At 75.0% G+C, this 22,059-nt stretch carries 18 protein-coding genes and 1 pseudogene; 8 read left to right on the top strand and 11 right to left on the bottom strand.

Annotation, left to right across the window (positions count from 1 at the left end):
• Positions 1-8 precede the first annotated feature (8 nt).
• Both ACGFZ2_RS06400 and ACGFZ2_RS06395 read left to right on the top strand, forming a co-directional pair.
• On the top strand, positions 9-245 hold the full coding sequence (locus ACGFZ2_RS06400) for a DUF397 domain-containing protein (RefSeq protein ID WP_350682274.1): 237 nt from the start codon (positions 9-11) through the stop codon (positions 243-245).
• Positions 246-461: 216 nt separating this feature from the next.
• Complete coding sequence (locus ACGFZ2_RS06395) at positions 462-734, top strand: hypothetical protein (protein WP_393450787.1); 273 nt, start codon at positions 462-464, stop codon at positions 732-734.
• 165 nt (positions 735-899) lie between these two features.
• Here ACGFZ2_RS06395 and nudC read toward each other — a convergent pair whose 3' ends face one another.
• From nudC to ACGFZ2_RS06380, 3 genes are all read right to left on the bottom strand, one after another.
• The gene (gene nudC / locus ACGFZ2_RS06390; RefSeq protein ID WP_393450784.1) at positions 900-1,838 is read right to left on the bottom strand and encodes an NAD(+) diphosphatase; all 939 of its coding nucleotides are present in this window, start codon (positions 1,836-1,838) and stop codon (positions 900-902) included.
• Positions 1,835-3,178, bottom strand: coding sequence for a M16 family metallopeptidase (locus tag ACGFZ2_RS06385; RefSeq protein ID WP_393450781.1), 1,344 nt, complete (start codon positions 3,176-3,178; stop codon positions 1,835-1,837). Before ACGFZ2_RS06385 ends, nudC begins: the two co-directional genes overlap by 4 nt.
• Positions 3,179-3,293: 115 nt before the next feature.
• Entirely contained in the window at positions 3,294-4,604 is a 1,311-nt protein-coding gene (locus ACGFZ2_RS06380; RefSeq protein ID WP_393450778.1) for a M16 family metallopeptidase, read from the bottom strand.
• Positions 4,605-4,867: 263 nt separating this feature from the next.
• On the opposite strand from ACGFZ2_RS06380, the gene ACGFZ2_RS06375 reads away from it, so the two are divergent.
• Genes ACGFZ2_RS06375 through ACGFZ2_RS06360 form a run of 4 tightly spaced genes read left to right on the top strand, consistent with a single transcriptional unit; the run spans position 4,868 to position 8,030 of the window.
• Positions 4,868-5,929 carry an ABC transporter substrate-binding protein gene (locus tag ACGFZ2_RS06375; protein WP_393450775.1) on the top strand — a complete coding sequence of 354 codons (1,062 nt, stop codon included), beginning with the start codon at positions 4,868-4,870 and terminating at the stop codon, positions 5,927-5,929.
• Entirely contained in the window at positions 5,926-6,705 is a 780-nt protein-coding gene (locus tag ACGFZ2_RS06370; RefSeq protein ID WP_393261313.1) for an ABC transporter ATP-binding protein, read from the top strand. Before ACGFZ2_RS06375 ends, ACGFZ2_RS06370 begins: the two co-directional genes overlap by 4 nt.
• Positions 6,695-7,579: an ABC transporter permease gene (locus tag ACGFZ2_RS06365; protein WP_393261316.1), complete on the top strand. Its 885-nt coding sequence runs from the start codon at positions 6,695-6,697 to the stop codon at positions 7,577-7,579. The genes ACGFZ2_RS06370 and ACGFZ2_RS06365 overlap by 11 nt, the downstream gene beginning before the upstream one ends.
• A gap of 1 nt (position 7,580) precedes the next feature.
• Positions 7,581-8,030: an RrF2 family transcriptional regulator gene (locus ACGFZ2_RS06360; RefSeq protein ID WP_393261318.1), complete on the top strand. Its 450-nt coding sequence runs from the start codon at positions 7,581-7,583 to the stop codon at positions 8,028-8,030.
• 144 nt (positions 8,031-8,174) lie between these two features.
• Here ACGFZ2_RS06360 and ACGFZ2_RS06355 read toward each other — a convergent pair whose 3' ends face one another.
• The 7 genes and pseudogenes from ACGFZ2_RS06355 to ACGFZ2_RS06325 form a co-directional block, all read right to left on the bottom strand.
• Positions 8,175-8,363, bottom strand: a complete 189-nt coding sequence (locus ACGFZ2_RS06355) for a hypothetical protein (RefSeq protein ID WP_357455658.1) — start codon at positions 8,361-8,363, stop codon at positions 8,175-8,177.
• A gap of 228 nt (positions 8,364-8,591) precedes the next feature.
• On the bottom strand, positions 8,592-9,941 hold the full coding sequence (locus tag ACGFZ2_RS06350) for a DEAD/DEAH box helicase (RefSeq protein WP_393450772.1): 1,350 nt from the start codon (positions 9,939-9,941) through the stop codon (positions 8,592-8,594).
• 222 nt (positions 9,942-10,163) lie between these two features.
• Positions 10,164-10,367 carry a cold-shock protein gene (locus ACGFZ2_RS06345; protein WP_007464836.1) on the bottom strand — a complete coding sequence of 68 codons (204 nt, stop codon included), beginning with the start codon at positions 10,365-10,367 and terminating at the stop codon, positions 10,164-10,166.
• Between the two features lie 197 nt (positions 10,368-10,564).
• The gene (locus ACGFZ2_RS06340) at positions 10,565-14,050 is read right to left on the bottom strand and encodes an ATP-dependent helicase (protein WP_393450769.1); all 3,486 of its coding nucleotides are present in this window, start codon (positions 14,048-14,050) and stop codon (positions 10,565-10,567) included.
• Positions 14,051-14,153: 103 nt separating this feature from the next.
• Positions 14,154-17,675, bottom strand: coding sequence for an ATP-dependent helicase (locus ACGFZ2_RS06335; protein ID WP_393450766.1), 3,522 nt, complete (start codon positions 17,673-17,675; stop codon positions 14,154-14,156).
• Positions 17,676-17,844: 169 nt separating this feature from the next.
• Positions 17,845-18,390, bottom strand: coding sequence for a TIGR00730 family Rossman fold protein (locus tag ACGFZ2_RS06330; RefSeq protein WP_393261329.1), 546 nt, complete (start codon positions 18,388-18,390; stop codon positions 17,845-17,847).
• Positions 18,391-18,552: 162 nt separating this feature from the next.
• Positions 18,553-19,392, bottom strand: a pseudogene (locus ACGFZ2_RS06325) (TIGR00730 family Rossman fold protein); the annotation flags it as partial.
• A gap of 155 nt (positions 19,393-19,547) precedes the next feature.
• Here ACGFZ2_RS06325 and ACGFZ2_RS06320 point away from each other — a divergent pair.
• Positions 19,548-19,712, top strand: coding sequence for a hypothetical protein (locus tag ACGFZ2_RS06320; protein WP_357455643.1), 165 nt, complete (start codon positions 19,548-19,550; stop codon positions 19,710-19,712).
• A 187-nt stretch (positions 19,713-19,899) separates the two neighbouring features.
• Here ACGFZ2_RS06320 and dapE read toward each other — a convergent pair whose 3' ends face one another.
• The gene (gene dapE / locus ACGFZ2_RS06315; RefSeq protein ID WP_393261331.1) at positions 19,900-20,973 is read right to left on the bottom strand and encodes a succinyl-diaminopimelate desuccinylase; all 1,074 of its coding nucleotides are present in this window, start codon (positions 20,971-20,973) and stop codon (positions 19,900-19,902) included.
• Between the two features lie 128 nt (positions 20,974-21,101).
• Here dapE and dapD point away from each other — a divergent pair, with 128 nt between their 5' ends.
• Positions 21,102-22,058, top strand: a complete 957-nt coding sequence (gene dapD / locus ACGFZ2_RS06310) for a 2,3,4,5-tetrahydropyridine-2,6-dicarboxylate N-succinyltransferase (protein WP_393450763.1) — start codon at positions 21,102-21,104, stop codon at positions 22,056-22,058.
• The last annotated feature ends 1 nt before the right edge of the window (position 22,059 follow it).

Genomic DNA, 22,059 nt, shown 5'->3' with positions numbered 1-22,059 from the left:
GTGAGACCATGAACGAGATCCGCAACACGCCGTCCGTCCGCGCGCGGCTCGCCGACGCCCCGTGGCGCAAGAGCACGCGCAGCCAGACCTCGAACTGCGTCGAGGTCGCGCCACTGGGGACGGGGCCGGCCGCGGTGGCCCTGCGGGACAGCAAGGACCAGGGCGGCCCGGTGCTGCTGTTCAACCGGGCGGGCTGGCTGGGCTTCATCGCCGGTGCCAAGAACGGACAGTTCGATCTGAACTGATCCGCCGACCGTCGCGGGGCCGCCGGCACGATGCCGGCGGCCCCGCCGCGTCTCCGGCCCGCGTCCGCGTTGACCAGGCATCCGCTGATCGGACGAGGCTCCGCACCGATCGTCGGGTTTCACTTGCTGAGACGTGTGCGGGGCGTAGCATGGCGACAGAGTGTGACGTGGAACTTCCACCCGTTCCCCACCGTCGCGGTTCATCCGGAGACCCACATGCGTTTCCTGATCGTTCGCACCGACATCCGCGCCGCAGCCGACGTGGACATCGCCGCCACCTGGGCGTGCGGTGGCCGCCTGCGGGACGAGACCACCACGCCCGAACCACGCCGACAGATCGTGCACGCCGAGGACCGGGACGCCGCGCTGCTGCTGGCCCGGGCCCTGTCCACGGTGGGCGCGGTCCGCTCCGGGAAACAGCGGGTCAAGGTGCTCCCGCTCGACGAGCCGGCCCTCGGCTGGCGAACCCGAAGCGACCGGGGTAGCTGACCCGGCCCGAGACGTCCGTCGTGGCCGACCGGCTCCCCCGCCGCGTTCCTTGCCCAGCCGACCACGACGGCCCGTGTTCCCGGCCCGTGACCGTCGCGGCAACGGCGGCCACGGGCCGGGACCGCACGTCCGCGCGGTCACCGGCCCGGCCTAGCAGGTGCCGGTTCAGCAGTGGCCGTCGAGCCAGCGGTGGATCAGGAACAGTGCGATGGACGACCGCGGCGGCAGGACCAGTCGGGCGCCGCCCACCTCCACCGGCCGCCCCGCCAGGGCCGCCCCGATCTCGGCGCGGGTGAACCACCGGGCGTACGCGATCTCCGCCGGGTCGAGCCGCACCGGGTGCTCAGGGTCGGCCGTGGCGAGGAAGCCCAGCATCAGCGAGCCGGGAAACGGCCACGCCTGGCTGCCCGCGTACGCGATGTCCTCGACCGGGACGCCGACCTCCTCACGGACCTCACGCAGCACGGCGGCCTCGGCCGACTCCCCCGGCTCGACGTAGCCCGCGAGGCAGGAGAAACGGCGCTCGCCGGGGGTCTGCGGCCAGGTGGCGTTGTTGCCGAGCAGACACCGCCCGCCCGGCCCCGGCACGCCGTCGTGCACGAGCACGATCATCGCCGGGTCGGTACGCGGCCAGATCCGCTCCCCGGCCCGGTCGACGCGGGACCAGCCGGCCTCGTCCACCTCCGTCGGATGCCCGGTGGCCGACGAGTAACGGTGCCGCAGGTGCCAGTTGACCAGCGCCAGCGCGGTGGTGAACAGCCCGGCGTCCCGGTCGACCAGCAGGTGACCGACCTCGCGCAGGTGCGCCGGCCGGGCCCCGGGCACCGCCGGCAGCGGGGCGTCCACGGCGAAGACCGGCACGCCGTCGGGCTCGACGCCGAGGAACATCGGGGACGCCGCCGGCGGCAGGTCGGCCGCGTCCAGCAGCACCAACGCCGGCGGCGACGTGTCGGTGCGCACGAGCGCCCGGCCCTCGTCGCCGGAGTCGAGCACCAGCACCCGCGCCCTGGCCCACGCCTGCGCCAGCCATCCCGGGTCCGTGCGCCGGTGCGCCGCCCGGTCCAGGGTGGAGCGGGCCAGCGGCGGCGTGGGCTCCCCGCTCACGGCCGCGCCGGCTCGGTGACGACCGGGGTCAGCGCGGCGAGCTGCGGTGCGATCCGCTCGGCGTCGCCGAGCACCACGGTCACCGCACGGGCCGGGGCGAGGTAGCGGGCCGCCGCCTCCGCCACGTCGGCCACGGTGGCCTTCGCCAGCCGGGCGGCGTGCTCGGCCAGGAACTCCAGCCGCAGCCCGTTGCCGGCGTACGCGCTGGTCAACGAGGCCAGCCCGGCCTGGGTGGACATGCCGAGCTGGAGGGTGCCGAGCGCGTACTGGCGGGCCTGTTCCAGCTCGTCCTCGCGGGGCGGGAGGCTGGCCAGCCGGCCCAGCTCGTACGTCGTCTCCAGCAACGCCGGCCCGGTGACCTCGGTGGCCACCTCGGCGGCGGCGACCAGCACCGACCCGGCCACCGAGTGCTCGACGAGCGAGTGGGGGCCGTAGGTGTAGCCCTTGTCCTCGCGGATGTTCTCCACCCAGCGGGAGGAGAAGTAGCCGCCGAAGAGCAGGTTGGCCAGTTGCAGCGCGGCGTGGTCGGGATGGGTGCGGGGCACCGCCGGCAGCGCGATGCGCAGTGAGGACTGCACCGACCCCGGCCGGTCGACCAGCAGCAGCGGCCCGGGCTCCAGCGGCGGGGCGGGCGGCAGGTCGGCGGTGTGCCCGGCGCCGTTCCACCCCGACAGGGCCTTCTCGGCGGCGTCCAGCGCCCGCTCCGGCTGCACGTCGCCGACCAGCACCAGCACCGCGTCGGCGGGATGCACCCGCTGGGCGTGCAGGGTGCGCAACACCCCCGGCCGGACCGCGCGGACCGCCTCCGGGTCCGGGGTCTGCACCGCGTACGGGTGGCTGCCGTAGACCCGCTTGAGCAGGGCGGTGCGGGCCAGGTGCGAGGGCTGGCTCTGCGCGACCTGGATCCGGTCGACCAGCCGGTCCCGCTCGGTCGCCACGTCCTCGTTCGGGTAGGTCGCGCCGGTGAGCACGTCGGCGAGGATCTCCAGCATCCGGTCCAGTCCGGTGACCAGGCCGGCGCCGGAGAGCATCAGCCGGTCCGGGTCGATCCCGGCGGACAGCCCGCCGCCGACCTTCTGCAGCTCGGCGGCGATCTGCACGCTGGACATGCCCTCGGTGCCGGAGAGCAGGGTCTGGGCGAGCATCGCGCCCCGGGCGAGGTGGCTGCGGCCGAAGGGCATCCAGAGCCGCAGCTCGACCAGGGGCACCGCCGGCCGGCGTACGGCGATCACGGTCAGCCCGTTGCCCAGCGTGCGCTCGGCCTGCTTCGGCAGCTTGAGCCTGCGGTTCGGGCCGAGCGGCGGCAGCTCCCGCGGCCCGGCCGGTGCGGTTACCGTCATCGGCCCTCCTCCGTTCGCGACTGCGGGGCTCGCAAACCCGGCTCACTCCTCGCGCTCACCGGACCCGCCTTCGTTCGCGACTGCGGGGCTCGCAAACCCGGCTCACTCCTCGCGCTCACCGGGCACCTCCGGCGATGACCTCGATGGACGCACGGCGCTCGGGCCGCAGGGTGGCCGCGGCGGCCCGGACCTGCTCGTCGGTGACCTCGCCCACGAGCCGGGGCAGGTCGTTGAGCAGCCCCGGCTCGCCGCGCTGCTGCTCCAGGACGGCCATCCGCAGCGCCCGGCCGAGCACCGCGTCGGTGTCGCGCAGCAGGTGGGTCGCCATCCGGGCCTGGGTGCGGGCCAGCTCACCCTCCGTCAGACCGTCGGTGGCCAGCCGGTCCAGCTCCTCGTCGATGGTGCGCAGCACCTTGTCCACGTCCCCGCCGGGTGGGAGGTGCGCCTGGAGCAGCAGCGCCGTCGGGTCCCGCACGTCGAACGGGTCGCCCATGAAGCCGAGGTAACCGCCGAGGCTGGTCACCGCCCGGTCCCGCTGCACCAGCCGCTCCACCAGCCGGGAGGCGTCGCCGTCGGTGAGCACCTCGGCCAGCACGACGTACGGCAGGTAGCCGGCGAAGTCGGTGACCGGGTCGGGCACCCGCCAGGCGCCGGCCACCGCCGGCAGCGGGGCCAGCCTGTCGGTGCACGAGGTGCGCCGCTCCGCGGTCAGGTCGGGCTCGGCGAAGTCGGGCCGCTCCGGCGCGGGCCGGGCCGGCACGTCGCCGAAGTGCCGCTCGACCAGCGCCGTCGCCTCGGCGACGTCGATGTCGCCGCTGACGGCCAGCACCGCGTTGCCGCTGGCGTAGTAGCGGCGGAAGAAGTCGGCGGCGTCGGCGACGGTGGCCGACTCCAGGTCGACGAAGGAGCCGTAGCCGTCGTGCGCGTTCGGGAAGGTGTCGAACATGACCGGCGGCAGGGTCAGCCAGGGGAAGCCCCCGTACGGCCGGTTGAGCACGTTGACCCGGATCTCCTCCTTGACCACGTCGACCTGGTTGCGCAGGTTCTCCTCGGTCAGCCGCGGGCCGCGCATCCGGTCGGCCTCCAGGAACAGCGCCCGCTCCAGGGCGTTGCTCGGCAGCGTCTCGAAGTAGTCGGTGTAGTCGAGGTGGGTCGAGCCGTTGAAGGTGCCGCCCGCCCCCTGCACGTGCCGGAAGTGGGCCAGCTTCTCCAGGTTCTCCGAGCCCTGGAACATCAGGTGCTCGAAGAGGTGGGCGAAGCCGGTGCGCCCCTCCGGTTCCGAGCGGATGCCGACGTCGTAGACCACCGCCACCCCGATCACCGGGGCGCTGCGGTCGGGGGTCAGGACCACCCGCAGGCCGTTGTCGAGGGTGAACCGCTCGACCGGGTACTTCGTCGCTGGAATTCTCGATCTCCGCGCCGCCACGGGATCGACCCTAGCGCGTCGACACCCGCGCCATCGCCGACCTTCGGCCAGCCGCCGCGGCCGGCGTACCAACCGGCGCGCCCGCCGGTCTCGGCGGCCGGCGGCGACGCCGGTCCCGGACGCCGCGAAACCCATCCAATAGGTAGAGATTGCCGTCTTTGATGAGACGCCAGTCCCGTCATGCGGTTGACCCTTGACGCCAGCTCACCGCCTGACCCATTCTTCCTACCAACTAAGTAGGAATACTGCGGATTGGATGGACGATGAGACGGCTCCCCTTGCGTCGGCTGGTCTCCCTGGCCACCCTCGCCGTCGTCGGCACGGCGACCCTGGGCACCGCCGCCTGCGGCGACGACAGCGAGAGCGCGGGTGGCGGCTCCGGCCCGGTGACCCTGCGGCTCGGCTACTTCCCCAACATCACCCACGCGCCGGCGGTGGTCGGCGTGGAGAAGGGCATCTTCGCCGAGAAGCTCGGCACCGGCGTCACGCTGGAGACGAAGACCTTCAACGCCGGCCCCGCCGCGATCGAGGCGATCTTCTCCGGCGCGCTCGACGCCACGTACATCGGCCCGAACCCCACCGTGAACGCCTTCTCGAAGTCCAAGGGCGAGGCGGTCCGGGTCGTCTCCGGCGCGGCCTCCGGCGGCGTCGCGCTCGTGGTGAAGCCCGAGATCACGTCGGTCGAGCAACTGCGGGGCAAGAAGATCGCCACCCCGCAGCTGGGCAACACGCAGGACGTGGCGATCCGCCACTGGCTCAAGGAGAAGGGCCTCACGACGACCAAGGAGGGCGGCGGCGACGTCAAGATCATCCCGCAGGAGAACGCCCAGACGGTGGAGACGTTCGGCAGCGGGGCGATCGACGGCGCCTGGGTGCCCGAGCCGTTCGTCTCCCGGCTGGTCAACGCGGGCGGCAAGGTGCTCGTCGACGAGCGCGACCTCTGGCCGGACGGCAAGTTCGTGATCACCAACCTGATCGTCAGCACCAAGTTCCTCAAGGCCCACCCCGACGTGGTGAAGAAGCTGGTCGAGGGGCAGGTGGCGGCGAACGAGTTCGTCAACGGCAAGCCCGACGAGGCGCAGCAGGCCATCTCCGACCACATCGGCAAGATCAGCGGCAAGCCGCTGGACCTCAAGCTGATCAAGCAGGCCTGGCCGACGCTGGAGTTCACCAACGACCCCATCGCCTCCTCGCTGAAGACCGGGCTCGACCACGCCGTCGCGGTCGGGCTGACCCAGCCGGTCAGCCTCGACGGGCTCTACGACCTGACGTACCTCAACGAGGTGCTCAAGGGCCAGGGCAAGGCCGAGGTCGTCCAACCATGACGTCGACGACGACGGCGCCCCGCAGCGCGACCGGCTCGGTCGCGCTGCACGGCGTCACCAAGGTGTACGGGCGCGGGGCGAACGCCGTCCTCGCCCTGGACGGGGTCTCCCTCGACGTCGCGCCCGGCGAGTTCGTCTGCCTGGTCGGGGCCTCCGGCTGCGGCAAGAGCACGCTGCTCAACCTCGTGGCCGGCCTGGACCGGCCCAGCGGCGGGCGGATCGCCCTCGGCGAGGGGGTCGAGCCGGGGCTGATGTTCCAGGAGCCGGCCCTCTTCCCCTGGCTGACCGTCGAGGGCAACGTCGAGGTGCCGCTCAAGCTGCGCGGGCTGCCCCGGGCCGCGCGCCGGGAACGGGTCGCCGAGCTGCTGGGCACGGTGCACCTGGCCGACTTCGGCCGCAAGCGCCCCCACGAGCTCTCCGGCGGCATGCGCCAGCGGGTGGCGCTGGCCCGCACCCTCGCCCTGGACACGCCGGTGCTGCTGATGGACGAGCCGTTCGGCGCGCTGGACGCGATGACCCGCGACATCCTGCACGACGAGCTGGAACGGATTTGGACCGAGCGGCGGCTCACCGTGCTCTTCGTGACGCACAACGTCCGGGAGGCGGCCCGGCTCGCCGACCGGATCATCCTGCTCTCCAGCCGGCCCGGCCGGATCATCTGGTCCACCGCGGTCGACGTGCCCCGGCCGCGACGCATCGACTCCCCCGAGGTCGCCGCGGTCGCCGCCGAGGTCACCGACCGCCTGCGTACGGAGGTGGGCCGCCATGGCCGGTGACACCCTCGCCGCCGTCCCGCGTACCGACGCGGAGATCTCGGGGCTGGACGCCCTGGAGCTGGCCGGCCGGGAGCAGAGCCGGCCGCGGGCCGCCCGGCTCTGGGCCGCGACCTGGCCGAAGCTGGCCGCGCTCAGCATCGCCGTCGGCGCCTGGCAGGTCGTGGTCTGGACCGGCTGGAAGCCCGAGTACGCGTTGCCCGGCCCGGCCGCCGTGGGGCAGGAGCTGCTCCGGCAGGTCAGCGGCGTCCAGCTCTGGGACGGACTCGCCACCACGCTGCGCCGGGCGGCGGTCGGCTACCTCTTCTCGGTCGCCGTGGGCCTGCTGGTCGGCCTCGCGGTGGCCCGGTCGCGGATCCTGCGGGCGGCGATCGGCTCGATGATCACGGCACTGCAGACCATGCCCTCGATCGCCTGGTTCCCGCTGGCGATCCTGCTCTTCGAGCTGAGCGAGAAGGCGATCTTCTTCGTGGTGGTGCTCGGCGCCGCCCCGTCCATCGCCAACGGCGTGATCGCCGGCGTGGACTACGTGCCGCCGCTGCTGCTGCGCGCCGGCCGCAACCTCGGCGCCCGGGGGCTGAACCTGTACCGGTACGTCATCGCGCCCGCCGCGCTGCCGGCCATCGTGGCCGGCCTCAAGCAGGGCTGGGCGTTCTCCTGGCGCAGCCTGATGGCCGGCGAGCTGATCGTGGTCGGCATCTCGCAGACCTCGCTGGGCGCTCAGCTGACCTACTCCCGGGAGCTGTCGGACTCGCCCTGGTTGATCTCCACCATGATCGTGATCCTGGTCCTGGGTCTGGTGGTCGACGCCGCGTTCGGGGCGGCCGACAAGGCGATCCGGCGCCGCTGGGGCGTACTGGACCAGGCCGGTCAGTGACGTGTACGTCTCCGCGCGCAGCGACTACGCACTCCAGGCCATGCTCGCCGTCGCCGCCGCCGACCCGGTCGGCGGCGGCGGGCTGGTCAAGGCCGCGGCCCTGGCCGGCCGCCAGGACATCCCGCTGAGCTTCCTCCAGGGCATCCTGGTCGACCTGCGCCGGGCAGGCCTGCTGCACAGCCACCGCGGCACGGACGGCGGGTACACCCTCGCCCGCCCCGCGGCCGAGATCAGCGTCGGCGACGTGCTCCGCGCGGTCGGCGGATCGCTGACGACGGTCCGCGGGCTGCCGGCCGAACAGGCCGGCTACCGGGGCGCGGCGACCGGCCTCCGGGACGTCTGGCTGGCCGTGCACGGCGCGGTCGCCCTGGTGGTCGACCGGACCACCCTCGCCGACCTGCTGGGCACGGAGCACCCGGCGGTCGACACGCGGCAGGCCCCCACCCGCTGACCGTCGCCCCCGGCGGCGGCCCCGCCGCAGCGCTCGGACGGTGGTGGCTCAGCCGGCGACGGCGGCGGCCCAGAGCGACGGCAATGACGCAGGGCGACGGCGCGGCCCAGGGCGACGGCGGTGGCTCACCGCGATGGCCGTGACTCAGCCGGCGATGGTGGTCGGCCCCCCGGTCGGGCTGTGCAGCTCGACCGGAGCGGCCGGCGCGGCCCCGTCCGGGGTGGCGTGCCACGGCGTGAAGACCGCGACCATGGCGAGCAGCAGCCCGGCGAGCGCGACCGCGAGCACCAGCAGCAGTTCACGCACCGCGCCCGTGCCGACGTCGCCCGCCATGATCACCCCTCCCGCGCCGGGCGGTCCCGCCCGGGTCGTTCCCCCCGGCCCCCAGCTTCCACCACCACCGGCCACCGGAACAGTCGCCGATCGGACGTAACGTCCGCTGATTCCCGACTCAGCCGACGCCGGTCTGGAACGGGTGTTCACGGACCGGCACGACCGGTCCGTTACTGGTGCCTGCCCACGCCCGAGAGCGACCGGGGCCGGACCGAGGGAGGGCGGGCGTCAGGAGGCGCGGGGCGTCCGGGGCCGCCGCGGGCGGCGGGGCCGTCCCGAGGCGCGGTGCGGAGCCCGACCACCCTCGCCGCCACGCCCACCGTCGCCGGCCCGGCCACCCGAGCGTCCGGCGGCCGACGTCGAGGAGGCGGCCTGCGGCGGGGGCGGCGCGATCGTCACCGGCACCCCGGACGGCTCACGGGCGCCGGTCACCCGGGCCAGTGCCTCGTCGCCGGGGCGCACCTGGACGGACTCGGGGCGGATGCCGGCAGTGCTCATCAGCCGGGACACGTCCCGGCGCTGCTCCGGCAGGACCAGGGTGACCACCGTGCCCGACTCCCCCGCCCGGGCGGTACGCCCACCGCGGTGCAGGTAGTCCTTCGCCTCGGTGGGCGGGTCCACGTTGACCACCAGGTCCAGCCCGTCGACGTGGATGCCCCGGGCCGCCACGTCGGTGGCGACCAGCGCGGTCACCTGCCCCGTGCGGAACTGCTCCAGGATCCGGGTGCGCTGCGGCTGCGACTTGCCGCCGTGCAGCGCGGCAGCGCGTACGCCCTTGGCCAACAGTTGGCGGGCGACCCGGTCGGCGCGGTGCTTGGTGCCCATGAACAGGATGGTGCGGCCCTCGCGGGCGGCGATCCAGGTCAGCGCGGCCGGCTTGTCCACCGCGTCGACGTGCAGCACGTGGTGGGTCATCGCGGTCACCGTGGCGGTGCCCGGGTCGACCGAGTGCGAGACCGGGTCGGTGAGGAAGCGACGGACCAACTTGTCCACGCCGCCGTCCAGGGTGGCCGAGAAGAGCATCCGCTGCCCGTCCGGGGCGACCTGCTCCAGCAGCTTCGTCACCTGCGGCAGGAAGCCCATGTCGGCCATCTGGTCGGCCTCGTCGAGCACGGTGATCGCGACCTGGTCCAGCCGGGCGTCGCCGCGGTTGATGAGGTCGTGCAGCCGCCCGGGGGTGGCCACGACCAGCTCGGCGCCCGCGCGCAGGGCGTCCGCCTGGCGTTGCAGCGACAGGCCGCCGACGACGGTCGCGCAGCGCAGGCCGACGGCCCGGGCGTACGGGTCGAGCGCGGTGGTGACCTGCTGGGCCAGCTCCCGGGTCGGCACCAGCACCAGGGCCAGCGGCCGTCCCGGGCGGGCCCGGCGGCCGGCGGTGCGGGACAGCAGGGGAAGCCCGAAGGCGAGCGTCTTGCCGGAGCCGGTGCGGCCCCGGCCGAGCACGTCCCGGCCGGCGAGCGAGTCCGGCAGCGTCGCCGACTGGATCGGGAACGGCTCGGTGATGCCCTGGGCGGCCAGCTCGGCGAGCAGCGCCGGGGCCAGCCCGGTATGGGCGAACGACGGTACGACAGTGGTCATGCGGAAGCCTTCCTCGACGCGGCACGTGTCGAGGGAGGGCGCCGGAGGCGGCGCTGTCACCGGCGGACCAGGCCGCGGGTGACTCACAAGCACGAACCGAAAGGGGTACGGGCCCCGGCCCGCCGCCGTTCGCCGCCTGCTCACGCAGGTCGACGGTGCGGCGGACCGGTCCCGTCACCGCGCCCGGAGGGCGCGGTGGGTGTTACCTGGAAGATCCGAAGATCAGAGCGGGCGGATGTTCTCCGCCTGCGGGCCCTTCTGGCCCTGGGTCACCTCGAACTCGACCCGCTGGTTCTCGTCCAGGCTCCGGTAGCCGGAGGACTGGATCGCCGAGAAGTGGGCGAAGACGTCGGCGCCGCCGCCGTCCGGGGTGATGAAGCCGAAGCCCTTGTCAGCGTTGAACCACTTGACGGTGCCAATAGCCATTTTTGTTTCGTCTCCTTGACGGAACGTCGAACCCGCACTTGTTGCGGGCTCGAAGAGGAGCGCGCCACGCGGAACTGCCTGGCTCGCTTGTCGCTTCTGGTCGCCCCGCCCGGAGAACTCCGGACACAACAAAGAGCGCCTGGGCCACAATCCTCCAGGCGCACACAGAGTCTCTGGGAACCATAACTGCAACGCGATCAACCTATCACGGATTCGCCGGATGGCCCACCGTCTGCCGGATTTTCCGGCACCGAGGTGATCAGCGCGGTGAGCCCGTCGGCGTCGAGCAGGTCGGCCGGGCGCACGGTGACGCCGTCGCGCACGTAGTGGAACGCCGCGCCGACCCGCTCCACCGGCACCCCGGCCAGCTCCGCCCAGGCCAGCCGGTAGACCGCGAGCTGCACCGCGGCCACCTCGGCGGCGGGGCCGGCAGGCTGCCGGCCGGTCTTCCAGTCGACCACGTCGAACCGCCCGCCGGGGCGGGCGAAGACCGCGTCCATCCGGCCCCGCACCACCACCCCGGCGATCACCGTGGCGAACGGCACCTCCACCTCGACCGGCACCCGGTCGGCCCACTCGCTGGCCAGGAAGCGCTCCTGGAGCTCGGCCAGCGCCTCGTCGGGCGCGGCGTCGGCATCGGCCGCGCCCGGCAACTCGTCCAGGTCGAGCAGCCGGTCGGCGCCGAACCGCTGCTCCAACCAGGTGTGGAAGGCGGTGCCCCGGCGGGCGTACGGGCTCGGCTCGGTGGGGACCGGCCGGCGCAGGGCCCGGGCCAGCGCCGCCGGATCCCGGCGCAGCACCACCAGCTGGGTCACCGAGAGCTGCCCCGGCAGCGCCACCTCGACCGCGCCGCCCTGCCGGGTCAGCTCGGCCCGCTCGGCGAGCAGCAGGTCGGCCTCCCGCCGCCACCGCGCCACGTCCGGGTCGCCGGCCGGCGGCTCGGCTGCCGCCCCGGCGGCGTCGTCGCCGGCGGCCCGGCGTTCCGGGCCCGCCCCGTCGCCGGGTTCCGGGCCGGCCGCGCCCCGCTCGCCGGCCGGCGGGCGGCCCGCCGCGTCGCCGTCGGCGAGAAAGCGGCGGACCAGGACGGCCGCCTCGGCCAGCGCCGGGCGGCGGGCGCCGAGCGGGTCGGCCGGCCACTCGGCGCGGAGCACCACCTCGGTGGTCGGGTTGACCGCGTCGCCCGGCGGCTCCGGCGCCCACTCGTCGACCAGGTGCCCCGCGCGGCCGTCCAGGCAGGCGTCGTGCACCTCCCGCAGCAGCACCGACGGGCCGCGCGGCCGCTTGGTCCCCTCCCCCCACCAGTGGCCGGAGCAGAGCAGCAGCCGGCGGGGCCGGGTCACCGCCACGTACGCCAGCCGGCGCTCCTCCCGCTCGTCGTGCGCCCGCCAGGCGTCGGTGAAGTCCTCCAGCGCCCGGGCCACTCCGCGCTGGTCCTCGGTGCCGCCCAGGCCCAGCTCGGGCAGCCCGTCGGCATCGCCGCGCAGCGGGAACGGCAGCACGCCGAGCCCGCCCAGCCAGTGGTCGGAGTTGCGCACCGGCCCCGGCCACACGCCCCGGCTCAGCCCGGCCACCGCGACCACGTCCCACTCCAGGCCCTTCGCGGCGTGCGCGGTGAGGATCTGCACCGCCCCCTCGACCACCTCCACCTCGCCCGGGCTGAGGCCGCGCTCCTCGTCCTCGGCGGCGGCGAGGTAGGCCAGGAAGCCCGACAGGGTGGCGCCCGGCGTCTCGCCGCCGAACCGGGCGGCGACGTCGCCGAGCGCGTCCAGGTGGCCCCGGGCCAGGCCGGCGTCCCCGGCGCCGTCCCGGCCGGCGCGTACGGCCACCTCCACGTCCAGGCCGATCGTGCGCTCGATGTCCGCGATCAGCTCCGGCAGAGACTGGTCCAGCCGGTAGCGCAGCAGCCCCAGCTCCCGGGCGTACGCGCGTAGCCGGGCGTAGCCCTCCGCCGAGTACGCCTGCGCCGGGCCGAGGTCGGCCAGCGCCTCGACCAGGGTCGCCTCGTCGAGCAGGTCGGGGGTGATCTCCGGGCCGCCGTCGTCGGCGAGCTTCCGCCGGGCGGCGGCGATGCCCTTCGCCCGGCGGTGCAGGGCCACCAGGTCACGTGGGCCGATCCGCCAGCGCGCCCCGGTCAGCAGCCGCAGCAGGGCCGCCCCGTCCGTCGGGTCCGCCAGCACCCGCAGCGTGCACACCACGTCCCGCACCTCGGGGGTGTCCAGCAGGCCGCCCAGGCCGACCACCTCGACGGGCAGCCCGCGCTCGCGCAGCGCCGACTCGATCGCGGGGATCTGGCTGCGCAGCCGCACGAGCACGGCCGTCGTCGGCCGCAGCGGCACCGGGATGTGCTCGGGCAGCGCGCCGGGCATGGCAGCCGCCCCGCGCCAGGCGTGCAGCACGCTGTCGGCGATCCAGTCGGCCTCGTCGGCGTACGTCGGGAGCAGGGCGCAGTGGACGGTGCCGCCGGCGGCTCCGCGGGCGCTGCGGTGCGGCACCGGGTCCTTGACGCTCATGGCGGCGCGCAGCTCCGGCACCCGGGCGCCGGCGGCCCGCAGCGGGGTGGCCAGGGCGTTGGCGACGCCGAGGATCTCGGGGCGGTTGCGCCAGCTCGTGGTGAGGCCGAGCACCTCGGCCGGCGCGCCGTCGGCGCGGGCGAACTCCGTGGGGAAGCGGTCCAGGGTGCCGGCGCTCGCCCCCCGCCAGCCGTAGATCGACTGGCACGGGTCACCGACCGCGGTCACCGGGTGCCCGCCGCCGAACAGCGCGTTGAGCAGCACCACCTGGGCGTGGCTGGTGTCCTGGTACTCGTCCAGCAGCACCACCCGGAAGCGGTCCCGCTCGATCTCGCCGACCCCGGGGTGGTCCCGGGCCACCCGGGCCGCCCGGGCGAGCTGGTCGGCGAAGTCCATCGCCTCGAAGTCCTCCTTGCGCCGGGCGTACGCGCGCACCAGCGGGAGCAGCTTCAGCCGGGTCTGCTGGAGGGCCAGGGCCCTGCGCACGTCGGCGTAGACCCGGCCGGGGCGGGCCTGCACCTCGGCGAAGAACCGGCCCGTCCAGGCGGCCAGCTCGTCCGGGTCGACCAGGTGCTCGTCCAGCTCGCCGGCGAGCGCCAGCACGGCGTCGGTGACCGTGCTCGGCATCCGGTCCACCTCGGACATGTCGCCGTCGTAGTTGCGCACCAGCAGGTCGACGAGCTGCCAGCGGGACGCCTCGGTGAGCAGCCGGGTGGACGGCTCGTAGCCGGCCCGCAGCCCGTGCTCGGTGACGATCCGGCCCGCGTACGAGTGGTAGGTGGAGACGGTCGGCTCCCCCACCAGCGGGTCGTCGAGCGGGTCCCGCCCCCGCCGCCCGAGCCGCCGCACCAACTGGTCGAGCCGCGTACGCACCCGGTGCGCCAGCTCGCCGGCGGCCTTGCGGGTGAAGGTGAGCCCGAGCACCTGCTCCGGCCGCACGTGCGAGTTGGCGACCAACCAGACCACCCGGGCCGCCATCGTCTCGGTCTTGCCCGAGCCCGCGCCCGCGACCACCAGCAGGGGCTCCACGGGCGCGGCGATGATGGCCGCCTGCTCCCGGGTGGGCGCCGGCAGCCGCAGCAGCTTCGCCAGCTCCACCGGCGTGTACCGGGGGCCGGCGTCGGCGACCCGGGGCGTCGGTGTCGCCGTGCCGAACAGGGCGGGCTGGGTCACCGCTCCGCCTCAGTTCGCGACTGCGGGGCTCGCAAGCTCACTCCTCACACTCACGGTGCCGTCCTGGTTCGCGACTGCGGGGCTCGCAACCGCATACTCAGGCTCACGGTTGGTCGGGGCGGCGGTCGGTCGGGGGCTCGACCACCTGGCGGCCCTGCCCGGACACCGGGCAGCTCGACCGCACCGGGCAGACCCGGCACTTCGAGTTGGCGACGGCGGCGAACGTGGCGGCGGCCATCGTATCGGCGGTGCGCCGCACCAGCGCGGTCGCCCAGCCGGCCTCCGGGCCCTCCCCGGCCGGCGGCTGGCTCTGCTCCTTCGCGTCCTTCGCCCCGGTGCCGAGCTGCACCAGCGCCGCCCCGCCGGACTCCTCGCCGAACTCGACGAACGCTCCCGCCTCGACCGCCGCCTGGTACGCGCCGAGCTGCGGGTGCTCGGCCAGGTCGTGCGCGGTGACCGCGGTGGACTTCCCGGTCTTCAGGTCGATCACGACCAGCCGGCCGTCGGCGTCGACCTCCAGCCGGTCCACCCGGCCGACCAGCTCGACGGGCCGGTGCGGGTCGTCGAGGCGCACCGCGAACTCGTGCTCGATCGCGAGCAGCCGGCGAGGGTTGGCCGCCAGCCAGCGCAGCAGCTTGTCGACCATCCCCTCGGCGCGGGCCCGCTCGGGCCCGACCATCCAGCGGGCGGCCAGCTCGATCGCGTCGAACCGGGCGGCGACGTAGTCCAGCAGGGCGCCCCGGTCGACGCTCGCGTCCTCGGCGAGCATCGCGGCGGCGTGCACCAGGTTGCCGACCCCCTGGGCGGCGCTGGCCGGAGCGCTGCCGCCGTGCCGCTCCAGCAGCCAGCGCAGGCTGCACCGCAGCGCGCTCTCCATGCCCGACGGGGTGACCCGGACCGGCTCCCCCTCGTCGACGAGCGGGCGGTCGTCGGAGAGCTGCCGCAGCCCCCACCAGTCGTCCGGGTGCGCACCGGCGACCCCGGCGGCCGCGAGGCGGGCCAGCTCGGCCGCCGCCGCCTGCCGCCGGGCGTAGGGCGCGTCCGGGTCGCTGACCGCCGTACGCAGCTCCGCCACCAGCGCCGGCAGGGTGAGCGCGCGGGGCGGCCGGCTCACCGGCAGCGTCCTCGGCCGGTCCGGTTCCTCCTCGCCCGTCACCACTGGGCCGTCGCCCGCCCCCGGCGGGACCGGCCCCGCGGCGCCCGGCCCGGCCTGCGTCGACCCGGCCTGCGTCGACCCGGCCTGCGTCGGCCCCGCCGGGTCCGGCCGGCCGGGCGGGGGGCCGTCGTCCGGCGCGGGCGGGTCGGTCGGGCCCAGCTCGTAGAGGAAGCGGCTCGGCTGTTCCTCGTGGTCGTCGCCGCCGACGGCGGCGGAGGCGACCGCGCTGACCAGCAGCCGGCGCCGGGCCCGGGTGACCGCCACGTGGAACAGCCGCCGCTCCTCGTCCAGCAGCGCCGAGGTCTGCCCGACCAGGGTGGCCACCGTGCCGGCGCCGGCCGCCCGGCCGGCGAGCACGTCGACCAGCCGCTCGGAGCCGAGCAGGCTGCCGCGCAGCCGCAGGTCGGGCCAGACGCCCTCCTGCACCCCGGCGACCGCCACCAGGTCCCACTCCAGCCCCTTCGCGGCGTGCGCGGTGAGCAGCCGGACCGCCTCACCCCGGTCGGCGGTGGGGGCGATCGTGTCGGCCGGCAGGTCCTGGCCGAGGACGTGGTCGAGAAAGACCTCGGTGCGCGCGCCGGGCAGCCGGTCCGTGAACCGGGCCGCCGCGTCGAAGAGCACCATCACGGCGTCGAGGTCCCGGTCGGCAGCCTCGGCGCGCCGGCGCCGGGCCACGTCCCCCTCGCCGGCCACCGTCTGGCCCCGGCCGATCGCGGCGGACCACAGCTCGGCCAGCCCGCTGGCCCGCCAGACCGCCCACAGCACGTCCTCCGCGGTGGCGCCGGGCCGGGCGGCGGTCTCCCGGGCGACGGCCAGCAGGCCGGCCACCGTCTGCGCCGGCTCGGCCCAGCGCCGCTCGATCCCGGCCAGCTCGGCCGGGTCGCGCAGCGCCTCGACGATCAGCTCGCCCGAGGGCCGGCGGTCGCCGGCGGCCAGCGCCAGGGCCCGCAGCCCCTGCCGCAGCCGCCGCTCGGCCAGCGGGTCGGCGCCGCCGAGCGGCGAGTGCAGCAGGGCGACCGCGGCCTCCTCGTCGAGCCGCTCGGGCTCCAGCGCGCAGCGCAACAGGAGCAGCAGCGGCGCGACCGCCGGTTGCAGGTGCAGTGGCAGGTCCTCGCCGTGCACCACGGTGGGCACCCCGGCGGCGTGCAGCGCGCGTTGCAGCGAGGGCAGCTGCCGCCCGGTGGAGCGCACCAGCACGGCCATCTCCGACCACGGCACGCCGCCGAGCAGGTGCGCCTCGCGCAGGGCATGGGCCAGCCAGGCCGCCTCGCTGGTGGCCGAGCGGAAGGTGCGCACCTCCACCGAGCCGGGCGGCGCGTCGGGCAGCGGGTGCGGCCTGCGGTGCGCCGCCGGGCCGCGCAGCCGCCGCGCCAGCCGACCGGACGCGGCGAGCAGCCGGGGGCCGGCCCGGTAGGAGGTGGTCAGCACCACCTGCGCCGCGGGCGCACCGGAGGCGGTGCGGAAGCGGTGCGGGAACGTGGTCACCACGGCGGGGTCCGCGCCGCGGAAGGCGTACGTGGACGAATCAGGGTCGGCGAACGCGACGAGGGACTTGCCGCCGCCGGCCACCGTCGCGAGCAGTTCCTGCTGGGCGGGATCGGTGTCGGCCAGCTCGTCGACGTAGACGTACGCCAGCCGGCGTCGCTCGGCCGCGAGCAGCTCGGGGTCGTCGAGCAGCATCCCGGTGGCGGCCCGGACCAGCTCGGCCGGGTCGTACGCGACGGAGCCGCGGTTGCTGACGTCGCGCAGGGCGAGCACGGCCACGTACTCCCGGAGGAAGCGTGCGGCGGCGGGCCAGTCGGCGCGGCCGAGCTTCTCGCCCAGCCGCGCCAGCTCGACGGGGCCGACCCCGCGCTCGGCGGCGCGCATCAGCAGGTCGCGTAGCTGTGCCGCGAAGGCCCGGGTGCGCAGCGCGGGGCGCAGGTCCTCCGGCCAGCCGACCGGGTCGTCGCCCGGTTCCTCGCCGACCACGTCGAGCAGCTCGCGGATGATCAGATCCTGCTCGGGGCCGGTGAGCAGCCGGGGGGACGGCTCTCCCCGCTCGGCCGCGGCCCGGCGCAGCAGCCCGAAGGCGTACGCCGGGAAGGTGCGCACCAGCGGCTCGCGCAGCACGCGGTGCCCGCCCCGGGCGGCCCGGGCCTCGATCCGCTGGCGCAGCGCGGTGGCGCCCCGGCGGCCGAAGGTGAGCACCAGGATCCGCTCCGGGTCGACGCCCTCGGCCACCCGCGCGGCGACCGCCTCGACCAGGGTGCTGGTCTTGCCCGTGCCGGGGCCGCCGAGCACCAGCATCGGCCCGTCGGTGTGCGCGACGATCTCGGCCTGGCGCGGGTCGGTCAGCCGCGCCGTCCCCCGGTGCGCGTCACCGCCGGCCGGCCCACCTGGCCGCCCGTCCCCCCGGGCCGGCCCACCGGACCGGTGGCCCCCCGGGGCCGCCTCGGCGGGCCGGCGCACCAGCCGGTACGCCTGCATCCCCCCATCCCACCACGCCGGTACGACACCCCCGCCCCGCCCCGCCACCCCGCCCCGCCTCCTTTCCTTCCGCGATCTTGCACTTTCGGCCCCGACGAACGCATACGAAAGGGGCACAACAGGGGCCACAAGTGCAAGATCGCGGCGGGACAGGGGAGGGTGGGGTGTGTCAGGTTAGGCGGAGTTCGAGGGTGTCCAGGGCGGCGGGGACCGTGTCGGTCAGGGTGAGCAGGTCCAGGCCGGCGGGCTTGAGGAAGGTCTGGTCGGCCAGGGCGCGCAGCCAGTCGAGCATCGGGCGGTAGAAGCCGTCGGTGTCGACCAGCACCATCGGCTTGGCGTGCAGGGCGAGCGTCGCCGTCGTCCAGACCTCGAACAGCTCGTCGAGGGTGCCGAGGCCGCCGGGCAGCGTGAGGAACGCGTCCGACTTGTCGATCATCAAAGTCTTGCGACTGGCCATCGAGTCGGTCACGAGCAGCTCGTCCGACGCCAGGTCGGCGACCTCCAGGTCGACCAGCGACTGCGGGATCACCCCGATCGTCCGCCCGCCGGCGGCCCGCGCGCCGTCCGCCAACGCGCCCATCATGCCGACGCACCCGCCCCCGCTGACCAGCGTGTGCCCGCGCCGGGCGATCTCCGCGCCCGTCTCGGCCGCGAGGTCCAGCCAGCGGCGGTCGAGCGTACGGGAGGAGGCGCAGAACACGCAGATCGCCGCCACGCCTCAGCGCTCCCCGCTCGCGTCGCCCGCCCGGCGCGGCCCGGCCGACGCGGCCCCGGCCGACGCACCGCCACCCGAAGCAGCGCCACCCGAAGCAGCGCCGCGCGACGGGGCGTCGCCGGGCACGTCGGCGCCGCCGGTCGACCCGGCGCCGTTCGCCGCCCCGGCCGCGGCGGCAGCCTGCTGTTCGGCGGCGGCGACGGCGACGGCCTCATCGCGGACCGCGTCCTGCTCGACGGAGAGGGCGGCCTCGGCCTCCACGATGTGCCGGACCGCCGCGTCGACGTCGTCGGTCACGCAGATCAGTTCCAGGTCGATCGACCCGATCTTGCCGTCGGCGGCCATGGTGTCGCGCAGCCAGTCGAGCAGGCCACGCCAGTAGTCGGCGCCCATCAATACCACGGGGAACCGGGTGACCTTGCCCGTCTGCACCAGGGTGAGCGCCTCGAAGAGCTCGTCCATGGTGCCGAACCCGCCGGGCAGCACGACGAACGCCTGCGCGTACTTGACGAACATCGTCTTGCGGGCGAAGAAGTAGCGGAAGTCGATGGCCAGGTCGACCCAGTCGTTGAGGCCCTGCTCGAAGGGAAGCTCGATGCCGAGCCCGACGGAGAGCCCGCCCGCCTCGCTGGCACCCCGGTTGGCCGCCTCCATCACGCCCGGCCCGCCGCCGGTGATCACCGCGTAGCCGGCCCGGGCCAGGGCCCCGCCCAGCGCCTCGGCCAGCCGGCACTCCGGACTCTCGGGCCGGCTGCGGGCGGAGCCGAAGACGCTCACCGCCGGGGGCAGGTCGGCGAGGGTGTCGAAGCCCTCCACGAACTCGGAGAGGATGCGCAGGGCCCGCCAGGCGTCCTTGGTCTTCCAGTCGCCGCGCCCCCGCGAGTCGAGCAGGCGCTGGTCTGCGGTGCTGTTCGTGATCGCCTGCCGACGCAGCGTCACGGCGCCCCGGTGCCGTTCCCGTCCCGGCTCGCGGCCGGCCTCCCGCCCGTTGCTCTGACCCATGGGAGCAACCGTAGTGGAGCGACACCCGTCGGGTGCGCGGGGCGACGAGCCCGGAAATTAGTTCCGGATCATGGGCAACTAATTCGGTCGCCCGCACGTCTTACTATTCACATACCGGGTATGCCCCGGCGCGCGCCTTCGGGGGAGGAGCCAGCGTGATCAGCAACAGCGAGATGATCCGGATCCGGCGACAGATGCAGCGCCGGATCCGCGACGTGGTGGCCGAGCGCCGCCGCGCCCGCCTGATGGAGCCGTCCGCCGCCGACCAGGGCGGCCCGGCCGACGCCCGGCCCACCGCCGACGCGTCCGCCGCCGTCTGACCACACCGCCGTCCGACCGCACCGCCGCCGTCTGACCGCACCGCCGCCGTCCGACCGCACCGACGACACACGACCGGGAGGTTCGCGTCACCGGGCACCGCCCAGTGACGCGGGCCTCCCGGTCGCGCACGGGGCGACCACCGGGGCGGGCGGCCGGCAGACGCCAGGACGACCGCCCAGGAGTCCGTCAGGCGGGGGCGAGCCAGCGGTGCAACGTGGCAGCGCCGTCCCGGATCTTGCTGATCTCGACGTGCTCGTCCGGGTGGTGGGCCAGGTTCGGGTCGCCGGGGCCGAAGTTCAGGGCCGGGATGCCCATCGCCGCGAACCGGGCCACGTCCGTCCAGCCCAGCTTGCCGATCGGCGCGGCGCCGACCGCCGCGAGGAACTCCCGGGCCGGGGCCGCCTCCAGCCCGGGCGGGGCGCCGGCGGCCGAGTCGGTGACCCGCACGTCGAAGCCGGCGAAGACTTCCCGCAGGTGCGCCTCGGCCTCGGCCGGCGTACGGTCCGGCGCGAACCGGTAGTTGACCTCGACCTCGCACCGGTCCGGCACCACGTTGCCGGCCACGCCGCCGTTGATGCGGACCGCGTTCATCCCCTCCCGGTAGTCACAGCCGTCGATGGTGACGCGCCGCGCCTCGTACCGGGTCAGCCGGTCGAGCACCTCGCCCGCCGCGTGGATCGCATTCACCCCGTGCCACGAGCGGGCCGAGTGGGCGCGTACGCCGGTGGTGGTGACCACGCACCGCATGGTGCCCTGGCAGCCGGCCTCGACGATCCCGTACGTCGGCTCCAGCAGCACCGCGAAGTCCGCCTCCAGCCACTCCGGGTGCGCCTCGGCGACGAGGAAGAGGCCGTTGTACTTCGACTCGATCTCCTCGGCCTCGTAGAAGAAGTACGTCACGTCGTAGCGCGGGTCCGGCAGCGTCACCGCCAGGTGCAGCGCGTACGCCACCCCGGACTTCATGTCGGAGGTGCCGCAGCCGTACATCAGGTCGCCGCGCATGCTCGACGGGAAGTTGTTGTTCAGCGGCACCGTGTCCAGGTGGCCGGCGAGCACGATCCGCTGGTCCCGGCCCAGGTCGGTCCGCGCCATCACCGTGTTGCCGTGCCGGTAGGTGGTCAGGTGCGGCACGCCCCGCAGCACCTCCTCCACGCAGTCGGCGATGGCCTTCTCGTCGAGGGACACGGACTCTATGTCGACCAACGCACGGGTCAGGGCCACCGGATCGGCCAGGACCTCGGGGGTCAGCGGGTTCTCCATGGTTCGCACGGTACCGTCAGGTCGGGTGAGCGCGAGGAGCGAGCGCTCCCCGGGCGGCCGGCGTGGGACACGGCCGCGCGGGGGCGAGGGGAACCCGCGACCCGCAGTCACGAACGAGAGGTGAATCAGTGACGTCCGAATCCGCCTGGGGCATCGGCCTGGCCACCGTGACCGCTGACGACCAGGTGCTCGACACCTGGTACCCGACCGGCAAGCTGGGGCTCGGCGAGCTGCCGCTGGTCGCCGGCGAGGACGAGGCGGACGTGCTGGACCTGCCGCCGGGGGCGGTCGGCGACCGGGCGCTGCCCGGGCTGCGTACCGTCCAGGTGGTCACCGTGATCGGCTCGCTGGACGACCCGATCAAGGACGCCGCCGACGCGTACCTGCGGCTGCACCTGCTCTCGCACCGCCTGGTGCGTCCCAACGAGCTGAACCTCGACGGCATCTTCGGCAAGCTGGCGAACGTCGCGTGGACCTCCGCCGGGCCGTGCCCGCCGGAGCGGGTGGACGAGCTGCGGGTCGTCGAGCGGGCGGCGGGCCGCCACCTGGCCGTCTACGGGGTGGACAAGTTCCCCCGGATGACCGACTACGTGGTGCCCTCCGGGGTCCGGATCGCCGACGCCGACCGGGTGCGGCTCGGCGCGCACCTGGCCGCCGGCACCACCGTCATGCACGAGGGATTCGTGAACTTCAACGCCGGCACGCTCGGCACCTCGATGGTGGAGGGGCGGATCGTGCAGGGCGTGCTGGTCGGCGACGGCTCCGACATCGGCGGGGGTGCCTCCATCATGGGCACCCTCTCGGGCGGCGGCACCGAGAAGGTGCGCATCGGCGAGCGGAGCCTGATCGGCGCGAACGCCGGCGTCGGGATCTCCCTCGGCGACGACTGCGTGGTCGAGGCCGGGTGCTACATCACCGCCGCGTCGAAGATCACGCTGCCGGACGGCCGGGTGGTCAAGGCCCTTGAGCTCTCCGGCGTGGACGGGCTGCTGTTCTGGCGCAACTCGGTCACCGGGGCGCTGGAGGCGAAGCAGCGCACCGGCCGGGGCATCGAGCTGAACGCCGCCCTGCACGCCAACGACTGAC

The sequence above is a fragment of the Micromonospora sp. NPDC048063 genome, assembly GCF_043202855.1.
Lineage (GTDB): Bacteria > Actinomycetota > Actinomycetes > Mycobacteriales > Micromonosporaceae > Micromonospora.
This window is presented reverse-complemented; position numbering and strand designations above follow the sequence as displayed.

What these genes read in the sequence shown, in the direction of transcription:
- ACGFZ2_RS06400 (WP_350682274.1), top strand. Translation starts at nt 9, where the DNA reads ATGAACGAGATCCGCAACACGCCGTCCGTCCGCGCGCGGCTCGCCGAC.
- ACGFZ2_RS06395 (WP_393450787.1), top strand. Translation starts at nt 462, where the DNA reads ATGCGTTTCCTGATCGTTCGCACCGACATCCGCGCCGCAGCCGACGTG.
- ACGFZ2_RS06385 (WP_393450781.1), bottom strand. Translation starts at nt 3,178, where the DNA reads ATGACGGTAACCGCACCGGCCGGGCCGCGGGAGCTGCCGCCGCTCGGC.
- ACGFZ2_RS06375 (WP_393450775.1), top strand. Translation starts at nt 4,868, where the DNA reads ATGAGACGGCTCCCCTTGCGTCGGCTGGTCTCCCTGGCCACCCTCGCC.
- ACGFZ2_RS06370 (WP_393261313.1), top strand. Translation starts at nt 5,926, where the DNA reads ATGACGTCGACGACGACGGCGCCCCGCAGCGCGACCGGCTCGGTCGCG.
- ACGFZ2_RS06365 (WP_393261316.1), top strand. Translation starts at nt 6,695, where the DNA reads ATGGCCGGTGACACCCTCGCCGCCGTCCCGCGTACCGACGCGGAGATC.
- ACGFZ2_RS06355 (WP_357455658.1), bottom strand. Translation starts at nt 8,363, where the DNA reads ATGGCGGGCGACGTCGGCACGGGCGCGGTGCGTGAACTGCTGCTGGTG.
- ACGFZ2_RS06350 (WP_393450772.1), bottom strand. Translation starts at nt 9,941, where the DNA reads ATGACCACTGTCGTACCGTCGTTCGCCCATACCGGGCTGGCCCCGGCG.
- ACGFZ2_RS06345 (WP_007464836.1), bottom strand. Translation starts at nt 10,367, where the DNA reads ATGGCTATTGGCACCGTCAAGTGGTTCAACGCTGACAAGGGCTTCGGC.
- ACGFZ2_RS06335 (WP_393450766.1), bottom strand. Translation starts at nt 17,675, where the DNA reads ATGCAGGCGTACCGGCTGGTGCGCCGGCCCGCCGAGGCGGCCCCGGGG.
- dapE (WP_393261331.1), bottom strand. Translation starts at nt 20,973, where the DNA reads ATGGAGAACCCGCTGACCCCCGAGGTCCTGGCCGATCCGGTGGCCCTG.